The following is a 6,630-nucleotide window of genomic DNA, read 5'->3' as shown; positions in this document are numbered from 1 at the left end:
CCAAATAAGTAAGATTTAATAATTATAAAAAAACATCTAAGAAAACAATCCAGCTGACTTTTTCCCTCTGCTTCACTCTGGGAAAAAAGCAGGTGATTTTGAGCACTAACCTAAGAAAATACGATAATTTATGGCAAACGAGATATGAAGTGGTACCCATTTTTTGTACAGCACTTTTGTGATTTTATGTTCGCTTCCTTTGCTGGTGTTATCATGCTGCCTTATCTAGCTCATAGATCTCATCAGGGGTCTGATAACCAAGAGCCTGATGAAATCTCTCTTTGTTATAAGATTCGAACCAAGTCATAAACCCTTTACGGAGTTCAGGCACTGAGACAAACTCCTGAATATAGATAAGTTCATACTTCAGCGAACGCCAAAGCCTCTCAATGATAATATTGTCCAGGAATCTGCCACGCCCATCCATGCTAATCCGGATTTTGTTTTTCTCCAGTATCTTTATGAACTCTTCACTGGTAAATTGACTCCCCTGATCCGAATTGAATATCTCAGGAGCCCCATATCGAGCTATGGCCCTTTCCAGGCAGGAAACACAAAACTCGGCATCAAGGGTAGTCGACAGGCTCCAGGCTACTACCTTACGGCTGTACCAGTCTATAATTGCACAGAGATACATAAAATTGCCCATAACCGGGATATAGGTGATATCCGAACTCCAGACCTGGTTGGACCTGGTTATCTTTAAATCCCTAAGCATATAGGGATAGACCTTGTGCTCAGGAGCCTTGGTGCTGGTAAAGGGACCAGGAGCTATTGCCCTTAATCCCATGAGCTGCATGAGGCGCCTGACCTTCTTTTCACTTACTTAGTATCCCCTCTTTTTAAGGGCATGACGCATTCGTCTTCTCCCGTAATAAGGTGTTTTAAGATATTGTTCGTCAATGGCTTTCATCAGGGCTTGGGTTTATAGTACAAAGAGCATCTGCTAATGCTGAGTAAAAAACATTGCTTGGTAAGACTGATCTCTTGATTGTCCAGTTCAACCATGGCCTTTCTCTTCTTCTGGCTCACAGAAGACCGAACTTTCTGGCTAAAAAATCCCGTTCCACCTTTAGCTGTCCTATCTTCTGATAGAGTTGGTCCAGAAGAACCTGCTGCTCTTTTTCTTTCCTCTGAGAGTGGTCAAACACCACAGAGGCATTGTCTAGCATCTGCCTTTTCCACTGCCTCACCTGACCAGGATTACCCCCAAACCTCGAAGCTATCTGATTGGTAGTCTCCTTCTCTCTTAATGGCTGCCATAGTAACCTTGGCCTTGAACTCTGAGGTGTACTTCTTCCTTGCCATCTTTTGTCTCCTTTCACTGCTTTACTTGTTACTCCTTACAGTGAAAGCGAACAATCCACCTGTCAAAAAAGGGGGACCACCTCAGTTGGAGGTTCTTTGTCGTTAATTAGTCACATCCATGGCCTTACACATGCAGATTGGATAATTAAAAATGTAACTCATGAATATAAAGATTTAGACTTTTATATTGCCTCTAATAGTAATTCTATTATAGAAGTAGAATGCAAAGGAACTTTTAAAGATCCTAAGATTAAGCCATCTAGGCAAAAAAGAAGCATAGAAGAAAAGAAGAAGGCTCAGCGTGATTTAGAATCTAATGGGGAAAAAATTTTATATGGTGTGATAGTATCCTATTATAATCAAGAAGATGAGTTGGCACGCTTTAGATTACTCGATCCAGAATCCGATAATCAATATACAAATCCTTTTAAGCTAAGAATACAATCAAGACTCTTTTTTTATTTATCTCTTTTAAATCTTTTTTCTAAATCTCATTTTTTAATTGCTTTAGCAAATCGTTTAAGGATATTAAAAGCATTAGAAGCAGATCAAATAAAAAAGTTAAATAGTATTCCATTAATAAATTCTAGAGGCAAGGTTTTTGACTTCCCAATTTCTTTAGATTTACATAGAACTCCTTTACCTAATAAAGACTATATTGGCGTAATCTTTAAAAATACAAGAAGTGATAATTACTACTTTTTTGGGCTCCATAGAAATATTATTAATATCCTCATTAAACAAAATTTTTCAGAAATAGCCCAGTTTCGCTTTCAACCTAAAACTGAAAAAGTACCTTTTTTTGAAGCACATATAAAAAATGAAAAGCGATTTCTTACTGGACAAATAATGATGAGCTCATCAGGAATAGCTTTAGGTATATTTACACCTATCTCATCTCTACTACAAACAAAAAAAAGAAGAATAATATAATATAAATCGGGTAAAGGCGGGGTTTTCCCCCGCCCTCCCCACACCATCCAGCGTGCGGATCCGCACTGGGCGGTTGGCAATGACGGAGCGAGAGCTACCTTAAGCGTATCCTTGGACCTCTTTAGCCAGATATCCCTGACGGATATTAGGCCAAGTTCTTTCAGCCAGCTATTCGTCATGCCTGATTGAGTGGCCAATGTCCTGGCCAAACGCCAGTACCCTTTGGAGCTTGCCCCGGTCTTTTTGGCCTGGGCTAGATTGCATCCCAGCTTCAAGAGACTCTTTACCCGGTTTCGTGGCGTTTTCCATTCTTTCCAAAAGCACATCCTGACTCGTCTTCGTATCCACTCGTCTAGCCTGGGAATCGGCCTGTAGTAATCAGATATGCTGTAATAGTGACACCATCCCCGAAGGAACTCGTTTAGCTTCTTGAGTCGATACTCCATGGAGACTCTCCAATTCCTACCCGTCAGCTTACGAACTTTGTACTGGAAGAAAATCCCAGGAACTTACATTGATTCACTGACACCACTCGGCTCTTTTTCTGGTTTAGCTCCAGCTTGAGTCTCTTTTGGAGGAACCTACCAAGGCTTTCAAGGGCTCTTTCTCCTGCCCGCACGCTCTTCACCATGACCACACAGTCATCGGCATATCGGACGAACTTGTGGCCCCTTCTCTCTAGTTCCTTATCAAGGACATCGAGATATATATTGGCCAAAAGTGGCGAAAGAGGTCCTCATTGGGGAGTTCCTTTAATAGTGGGGTGGAATTTCTTCCCAATCATGACTCCTGCTCTAAGATACCGGCCAATCAGCCTCAGTATGGCCTTGTCCTTTAGCTTCTTGGCCACAAGATGCATCATGGTCAACATTTTCGAAGAAATTCGAGATGTCCATATCTACCACTACGTTATAGCCTTGTTTCACATACTCCTTCATCTGCCTTACTGCATCATGGGCTGAACGGTTAGGACGAAATCCATAGCTTGATTCTGAAAAGCTAGATTCAAATACAGGCGTCATGATCTGGAGTAGGCCCTGCTGGATAACCCTATCCATTACTGTAGGGATACCCAGAGGACGTTTGCCTCCATCAGGTTTTGGGATCATGACCCTTCTCACAGGTGGTGGTTTGTAGGAACCATCTATGAGTTCCTGCTGGATACGTGGCCAATGTTGGTTTATCCACTGCGGATATTCCTGGATTGTAATTCCATCTATTCCAGGCGCTCCTTTATTGGCCTTAACTCGCTTCCAGGCATCCTTTAAATTTATGGAACCGAGAAGCTCGAATAAAGTAGCTCCCAGGGCTGGTTTCATAACGTAACACCCATCATCACCTCTGCTGGGCTGCTTCTTTGATGTGCTAGAGTTCGTCATGTCTCCTCCCTGTATCATTACCTTCAGTCCTTCACCATGTCCTGGGCATTACCCCAGGCCTTTGGCTACTATGACCTCTGCTGACTCCTGTGCCCTTACCTTCCGGCTTGCTCCACAAGGCGCTGAAGGGCGCCCATTTGCCTGTCTCCTGTTTTTCGACCTCACTTTTCAGGCAGAGACTCCCTGAAAGTGCCTGGAGTCATGGTAACCGGTGCCCCCAAAACCCGGAATATCACTAATGAGCAACCAGATCATCAGCCCTGGACACAGGCCTCCCCGGATAAGAGCATGGACTTTCACTGCGCAACCGCTGCATCTACCGTGTCCCTTGAGCCACAGGGTTTTGTCATCATTGGCTGACTCACCCCAGGGTGTTCGGCCTTTTATGCAGTTCCTGTTCCTCGGCTCGCAGTTTTGCACTCAGGCTTCCTCCAGACCTCACCTCACGGTGACGCCCTTGCCATCAGCTAGTAGTTAATGCTAAGCTTATGCTTAACAGTGGCTCAGCTACAGGGGACTTTCACCCCATGACCCCATGCCCATGCCGGGCGTACCAAGCGGGTGCACTTGACCGCCATTCCGCTGCGGCCTTCGGCCTTGCTTCATGTCGGCAAGTGACCCATGTCGTTAGTGCATATTATTTGAGATGATTTGAACTGAAAATGGAGATGGCACACGGATAGGAAATGGGCGAAAAAAATAGAAATAAAATTCTTTCTTGTATTTTGTAACCTGAATGGTTACATGTATATATGATAAAATCGTTTAGACATAAGGGATTAGAGAATTTTTTCTATAATGGTTCTAAAAAAGGCATAATTCCAGATCATGCAAATAAATTGGGGAAAATTTTGGACAGATTACATGCTGCAAGTGAATTAAGAGATTTTAATTATCCTGGTTCTAATTTTCATCAACTCTCAGGCAATCTTAAGGGTATGTATTCAATTTCTGTTTCTGGTAATTGGCGAATTATATTTAGATTTGAAAAAGGCCAAGTTTTTGATGTTGATTATCTTGATTATCATTAGGAGATATAAGCCATGAAAATAATAAAAAGAAAACCTACTCATCCAGGTCAAATTTTAAAAGAAGATTATATTGAGCCATTAGGTATAACCATAACTTATCTGTCGGAAGTATTAGGAGTTTCTCGCAAAACTCTATCAAAAATTATTAATGAAAAGGCATCAGTTACACCTGAAATGGCATTAAAATTGTCTCGTGCATTTAATACTAGCCCTGAGTTTTGGCTAAATCTGCAGAGAAACTATGATTTATGGATTGCAACCCAAGAGACAGAAGGATGGAAGACTATAGAGCCATTGGTGGAAACAAGTGTTTATCAAACAGCATAAACGGTCTAAAAAATCAATAAATTATTGCGCTAACAAGCGGGGGCACTTGACCGCCATTTCGCTGCGGCCTTTGGCCTTGCTCCATGTCGGCAAATGACCCTTGGTCGTTCGGCGAAAAGAGAAAGAGATGTTCGTCAGGCATCAACTAGATGATGGCAGGGTGTTGCTTGTAGAGTCGTTTGGACGGCCTATTGTATACCTCGACAATTGGGCTCTTAACGACATCGCTTTGGATGCTTTCCGCAGAGATAGATTTGTGAGCACTATGAAGGCCAGGAAAGGGACGCTACGATTATCTGTGTCCAACCTAGTAGAACTGATGAAACAAGCCGACCGCCAACAGATCTCGGCGATTTTGGACATGATTGATTCAATTGATGCAGGCTTCATTAACACAAATTTCATGGACGTTATTACACGCGAAAATGGCATTCTGCGTGGAGAGGTTCACGAGAATCCGTCCCAGGAAATTGGGCTGATTCGGGACTACTTGTTTGCTCAGAATTGGCCTGAGTCCTGGACTATGAGCGATGTAATACGCACTGTCCTCGACAATAGCTCTGGGGATCAGATGAAGGAAAGCTGGGATCAATTCGCCGGCAGAATGGAGAAATTTTTGAGTCGTGTGCGTTTCGATCCTAAGGACATGTCGCAATCTAAAGAGAGAGCAAAGGCGACACGCAAGAAGGGAAAGAGATACGAAAGACCAACTCGTGAACTATTTCAACTCGCGTTCAACTTCGTTCTTCAGAATGAAAAGATGCAAATGAACTCAAATGAATGGCACGACTTTTTTCACTCGATCGTCCCCGTATCTTATTGTGATCTTGTCCTCTTGGATAAGCGGTGGGCTACATTCATATCTCAGACGGGACTAGAGTTCCCAGATGTAGCGTTTGTATTTGATAAGAAGGCAATCGATGAATTCTTTAAGAGCTTAGTAGAGCTGGTTTTCTAGACGGTGGAATAGAGTTGACTCAGTGATTTAAAGCATGCCGAACCATCGCATTAAGCCGGACGCCAAACAGCGTTACGATTTTTCACAGTCGTTGCCCTGCATTTCAGACATCGTAATCTTTAAAGTTTGTGCCCCGCATGTTTGGCGCCGCTTATGCGTGTCGTTGAGGCTGTAGAAAAATCCTTAAGCGCCACATTACAGCTATTTTTTCTAGGAGGTGTGACATAAAACGGTTAATGACATTAGGTAAAGGATTGACTGATGGCGTGTTTCTAAGGCAAGTTTATTCCTATACATTTCGGGAAACAGATTCTTTCCAAGTACCTTTGAATATGTACTTCATTATTTGATTGATAATGAAGTAGACCTTTCTGTATTCAGACAGCGCTATAAGAATGATGAAGTGGGTGCGCCTGCCTAGGGTCCTGCTATCCTGCTCAAAATTATTGTGTATGCCTATTCTAGAGGAATAGTTTCCAGCAGGAAAATCGCTCAGTGTTGTCGATAGAATGTCATCTTCATGGCCCTGTCTGATGATACAAGCCCTCACTTTACTACCAAAGCCAGTTTCATCTTGTTTTTTTGAAAACTAAGAAGAGATGGCAGAAAATTATCCCGGATTATGAGTATATTTTTTTGTCCAACTTCTTTTTATCTCAGCAAAAAATTGATAAAAACTGCAAATGTCTTAGGG

Annotated in this window: 7 protein-coding genes and 3 pseudogenes; 5 read left to right on the top strand and 5 right to left on the bottom strand. The window is 42.5% G+C overall.

Features of this window, described 5'->3' with window-relative positions:
- Positions 1 to 211: 211 nt before the first annotated feature.
- A pseudogene (locus DBT_RS11560) lies at positions 212 to 1,308 on the bottom strand (IS3 family transposase).
- Positions 1,309 to 1,311: 3 nt separating this feature from the next.
- Between DBT_RS11560 and DBT_RS12580 the strand changes: the two are divergent.
- On the top strand, positions 1,312 to 2,241 hold the full coding sequence (locus DBT_RS12580; protein ID WP_244155361.1) for a hypothetical protein: 930 nt from the start codon (positions 1,312 to 1,314) through the stop codon (positions 2,239 to 2,241).
- Positions 2,242 to 2,409: 168 nt separating this feature from the next.
- Here the strand turns inward: DBT_RS12580 and DBT_RS12770 are convergent, their stop codons facing one another.
- The 4 genes and pseudogenes from DBT_RS12770 to DBT_RS12760 form a co-directional block, all read right to left on the bottom strand.
- Positions 2,410 to 2,589, bottom strand: a complete 180-nt coding sequence (locus DBT_RS12770) for a hypothetical protein (RefSeq protein WP_279614898.1) — start codon at positions 2,587 to 2,589, stop codon at positions 2,410 to 2,412.
- Positions 2,577 to 2,687, bottom strand: a pseudogene (locus DBT_RS12955) (group II intron maturase-specific domain-containing protein); the annotation flags it as partial. The gene DBT_RS12770 and the pseudogene DBT_RS12955, both read right to left, overlap by 13 nt.
- A 23-nt stretch (positions 2,688 to 2,710) precedes the next feature.
- Positions 2,711 to 2,959, bottom strand: coding sequence for a reverse transcriptase domain-containing protein (locus tag DBT_RS12765; protein ID WP_067620864.1), 249 nt, complete (start codon positions 2,957 to 2,959; stop codon positions 2,711 to 2,713).
- A gap of 76 nt (positions 2,960 to 3,035) precedes the next feature.
- A complete protein-coding gene (locus tag DBT_RS12760) occupies positions 3,036 to 3,620 on the bottom strand; it encodes a reverse transcriptase domain-containing protein (RefSeq protein ID WP_067620861.1) in 585 nt (194 codons plus the stop codon).
- Between the two features lie 752 nt (positions 3,621 to 4,372).
- Here DBT_RS12760 and DBT_RS11530 point away from each other — a divergent pair.
- The 4 genes and pseudogenes from DBT_RS11530 to DBT_RS12950 all read left to right on the top strand — a co-directional run.
- Complete coding sequence (locus tag DBT_RS11530; RefSeq protein WP_067620855.1) at positions 4,373 to 4,651, top strand: type II toxin-antitoxin system RelE/ParE family toxin; 279 nt, start codon at positions 4,373 to 4,375, stop codon at positions 4,649 to 4,651.
- A 12-nt stretch (positions 4,652 to 4,663) separates the two neighbouring features.
- Entirely contained in the window at positions 4,664 to 4,978 is a 315-nt protein-coding gene (locus tag DBT_RS11525; RefSeq protein WP_067620852.1) for a HigA family addiction module antitoxin, read from the top strand.
- Positions 4,979 to 5,105: 127 nt separating this feature from the next.
- The gene (locus DBT_RS11520) at positions 5,106 to 5,936 is read left to right on the top strand and encodes a hypothetical protein (RefSeq protein ID WP_067620849.1); all 831 of its coding nucleotides are present in this window, start codon (positions 5,106 to 5,108) and stop codon (positions 5,934 to 5,936) included.
- 285 nt (positions 5,937 to 6,221) lie between these two features.
- Positions 6,222 to 6,510, top strand: a pseudogene (locus DBT_RS12950) (transposase); the annotation flags it as partial.
- Positions 6,511 to 6,630: the final 120 nt, after the last annotated feature.

The organism is Dissulfuribacter thermophilus (genome assembly GCF_001687335.1).
Lineage (GTDB): Bacteria > Desulfobacterota > Dissulfuribacteria > Dissulfuribacterales > Dissulfuribacteraceae > Dissulfuribacter > Dissulfuribacter thermophilus.
Note: the sequence above shows the minus strand (reverse complement) of the source record. Positions and strands in the feature narration are given on the sequence as shown.